This window comes from Paenibacillus elgii NBRC 100335 (genome assembly GCF_004000865.1).
Taxonomy (GTDB): Bacteria; Bacillota; Bacilli; order Paenibacillales; family NBRC-103111; genus Paenibacillus_G; species Paenibacillus_G elgii.
Map to the genome: position 1 here is coordinate 1 of NZ_BIMB01000115.1, position 3,745 is coordinate 3,745.

Genomic DNA, 3,745 nt, shown 5'->3' on the forward strand with positions numbered 1-3,745 from the left:
GAGATTGCTCTCTAAAACCGAGGTTTATTAAATTGCTCTCTTTTTATGTATGATGATTATTGGTATCGCCAAAGCCTTATAAAGCCTTATTTCTTCTGGACTTTTAACCGATTATGAATGAAATTGTTATCGTTCTCGCAGGCATAACAATCGTATGTAAAAGGATAACTTTTAACCTAAATTTGCATAATCAATCTTGAGCGGAGCTAGCTTTGTTTGACTTGGGAAAGTGATTCTGCGAGCCAATCCCCGTCCATTGTCATAAGTTCCTGACTTGTACAGCTGCTTTAATTCTGTTTCGGTGAATTGACTTTGTAATAATTTGAATCCTAATACACTTTCAATCTGGCGAATGTCATAATGCTGAGATTTCAACCAACTAAATGGGATTCCTTCTATCACTTCTGTAAACTGGATCGGCTTTAGAGCTGCTTCCGTCATTTGGATGAAAAAAGATTTCGTTAGTAGCTCAACCGCATGACGCTTAGGAGAAAATTTCTTCATTTCCTTGTAGCTTGGCCGAATCTCCATACGTAGAATCCCATGAGCTTGGTCAATAATTTCCTTTGGTTCTTTTCTATCGATACATTCTAATTGTTTGTTATAAAATATCGTTTCCCTGCTATCGTTTTTATGCCCAGCCGTTTCCAAATGTCCATAAGAATATGGCTTCATAAAGGGCAGCTTTAAACGTTGTATTTCTCGCACATAATCGCTGACCAAATATCCAACCTGAAAATTCCAACATACGTCCAATCGTTCAGTTCCAGACCAATCCTCCGTTTTCATTTCAATTTGAAATAACTCATGCAAGCGTTCATGTAACCTTTGGAAGAAGAGGGGAATGTCCTTTTCTTGAAGAATCGTTACATTATTACCGTAGAGAAATTTGGGGATGGATACCTGCAAAACGAGGGTTCTGCTATTGTCGTAGTATTTAATAAACGGTATTTGGCTGTCTTTAATTTTGTAAGTTGTACCTTTGTCCAGATAAGCAATTTTTTCAGCGGCTACAGATTCAAGATTAGGATAAACAGGGCATGTCTTCATGATGATGGTATCAAACAATAGGCAATCTCTCCTTTTCATAATGAGTTGATGATGTTCAATCCCAAAATTTTGGGTAAGATTCGGCATGTTATAAGAACATGATTCATGAACTGGTCATGATATGTCACCTTCCTCGGATTTCTTTTTTCGTTCCTTCTTGCTAAGCAGATCATGTTTCACACACAGATCATAAATATCGTCGTCAATCGCATCACTCCCTCTTTGGAATTGACCAGACCCAAACATTGGTACCACTAAATAGTAAACCAAGAATCGAAGCGCAGACATCCTTTTGTCTTGCCGCTGTGTCCATTTCACCTGCTCATCCGCTTCTAAACTCTCTGGTACTTTCTCATCAAATAGTTCAGATACACGCTCCAACGTATCCAGTAGTGGGCTTCCTTTATAAAAATCATCCTCATAAAGCTCATCATACAGGGCAGAACGCAAATTAAGAATGACGGTTTCAATTTGTAGGTCCTTGGTGAGCATTCTGCGTGTATCCTCATAAGGATCGACCCAAACCAGATATTCATGCTCAACTCCGTCATCATCCGTAAAGAAATCTGGCACTTCGAAAGAATCCCGCTTCGATAATCTCCTCAAGTATTCCAATTGAATTTGAATTTTTTCAACTTCATTTAATTCCTTTGTAAATAGTTCTTCTTCGATATCAAATAATTTAGAAAGGGCTTCAAGCTTCGCTTTGGGAATGGGCCTCTTCTTGCTTAACCACGCCATGATGGTGGGTGGCGCAATGTCCAGTTTTTCGGCCAATTTCTTGTACGTGCCGTTATATACTTTCACTATGTATTGAAGTCCTATCATTTCACTCGCCTCGCTTTAAGACTAATCGATTAGCCAACCTGTGATTTAAAGATACCATATGACTAATCAATTAGTCAATAGTTTGGTGAAATAATTTTCCACTCTCTGCCGCGCAAACATTTTGAGTGTTCTTTTGTGTTTTCGATGATGCGGCTATAGGAAAAGAGAACAAAAAGAAACCACAACACGAAGGGTTAATCGCATTGTGGTTAAAGTTAAAACTTTAAGAAATGTAAAGGTCTATATCAAATTCTGCTTTTATATAATTAGCAAATTCAATAACATCTTGTTCAAGGTAAACTGCTGGGGCTTGATTTTCTTTAATATTAATTACAATGCTAAATAAATATCCTAGCTGATACTTAATTTTTAAATCTACCAATTCGTTCCTTTGATTAATTAATAAATCAATGATTTTGTTAAGTTGGTCATTAATGTCTAACGATTCCTCATACTCAGTGCTAATATACCAACTAGTTTCTTTTCTTTCAACATATTTTCCTTTCTGGCCCTTTAGAAAAAAAGCCTTTGGTTGAACTTTTAACTTCTCAGTTATTTCATCAATTGGGAAATGATCTCCGGTTATAATGAATTTAACCAAAATATTAGTTTTGTTCATTTTTTTTCACCTACTTATTTAATATGCATTCCGGTTTCTATTGGCACTCCTTTCCCACCTTTTAAATATATAAGAATTTCTCCAGTTACTTTATCTACATATAAATCATATCTAGAAATTTTCCCACCGACAAACTCTTCTTTTATTTGGTGGGCGTCAAAACCATTCTTTTTCAAAAACTTATCGTCTAGCATTTTAATATTTCTTCCTTGGGAAAATAGTTGCAAGTCTAGTTTTAATGCGAATTCCCCGGTTTCTTCAGCAGCTTTTGCGGCGCGAGTTGTGGTACCCGCTGGAGTTACCATTAAAATTGTTTGAGCGATTGGGTCTTCAGAAACTGGTAATAATCTTGCACAGTCTGAGCAACTTGTATCCCCGTTGAATACAGTACCCTTTTCCCTCAGATTATCGACGTTTAAAGTCATCTTCACATGATTTTTTTTATAATAATTTTCGGAACCTGAGACACCAACGAGTCTCTTAAGCTCTCCATTTTCAACAACAGCATGACCGGTCCATTTATCGTCATGTCCTAAATTTATGGAGCCTGCTGTGTTACAGTCACCTTCATGGGCATTCTTTCCATCAGCAGATACGCAATAATTTCCTGTCGGGTCAATATTCGTCAACGGATTATTATGCACATACGTATAAAGATTCAAACTCAGCGGATTCGCAATATCCCCTTCATACGTATCCTAGTTGATAAAGCGGCTCTTCCCAAGTAAAAGGGCAACAACTGTTTTCCAATTGCCGCCCTCTATCATTATATCATCCCGCTTGTTTTATGGATACTTCTGGAATTATGTATGCTGCTTTCGTTCTCATCAGGTAATGGACCACGTTGACCAGTTTACGCATAATGCACACAATGGCTTGCTGCTTCGTCTTTCCTGCTGTTAGCTTCTGCTCATAATACGAATGAAAATAAGGATTACGCGGCTCTTTCTTGTTACGTGTTACGGCAATCTGACGAATCGCAAGGTTCCTGATGATGTCATGAAGCTCCCTGTTCCCTTGCTTGCTCTTGTAGTTCCTAACCTTGTTCCCTGAGCCGCAAATAATCGGTGCAATCCCTGCGAATCTTGCCAATTTATCAGGCGTAGCAAATCGGTGAATGTCTCCAATCTCAGCCACCAGTTCTGCCGCTGTTACGACGTCAATGCCTGTCATCGTTTCCAGTTGGAAGCCTAGTTGCTTAATCAACCCTCCGATTTCTTCTTCAATCTGGGCTAATTCCTGCTGATT

Annotated in this window: 5 protein-coding genes; all 5 read right to left on the reverse strand. The window is 38.2% G+C overall.

From position 1 onward, the window contains the following. Window positions 1-171: 171 nt before the first annotated feature. The gene (locus PEL01S_RS33970; protein WP_127463346.1) at window positions 172-1,068 is read right to left on the reverse strand and encodes a hypothetical protein; all 897 of its coding nucleotides are present in this window, start codon (window positions 1,066-1,068) and stop codon (window positions 172-174) included. Between the two features lie 96 nt (window positions 1,069-1,164). After that, window positions 1,165-1,878, reverse strand: a complete 714-nt coding sequence (locus PEL01S_RS33975) for a helix-turn-helix domain-containing protein (RefSeq protein WP_127463347.1) — start codon at window positions 1,876-1,878, stop codon at window positions 1,165-1,167. A 223-nt stretch (window positions 1,879-2,101) separates the two neighbouring features. Then, complete coding sequence (locus PEL01S_RS33980) at window positions 2,102-2,497, reverse strand: DUF4279 domain-containing protein (protein ID WP_127463348.1); 396 nt, start codon at window positions 2,495-2,497, stop codon at window positions 2,102-2,104. Window positions 2,498-2,511: 14 nt separating this feature from the next. Further along, window positions 2,512-3,126 carry a polymorphic toxin type 33 domain-containing protein gene (locus PEL01S_RS35010; RefSeq protein ID WP_204343796.1) on the reverse strand — a complete coding sequence of 205 codons (615 nt, stop codon included), beginning with the start codon at window positions 3,124-3,126 and terminating at the stop codon, window positions 2,512-2,514. Between the two features lie 142 nt (window positions 3,127-3,268). Beyond that, the coding region (locus tag PEL01S_RS33990; protein WP_164824378.1) for a transposase at window positions 3,269-3,745 on the reverse strand (477 nt) is incomplete at its 5' end.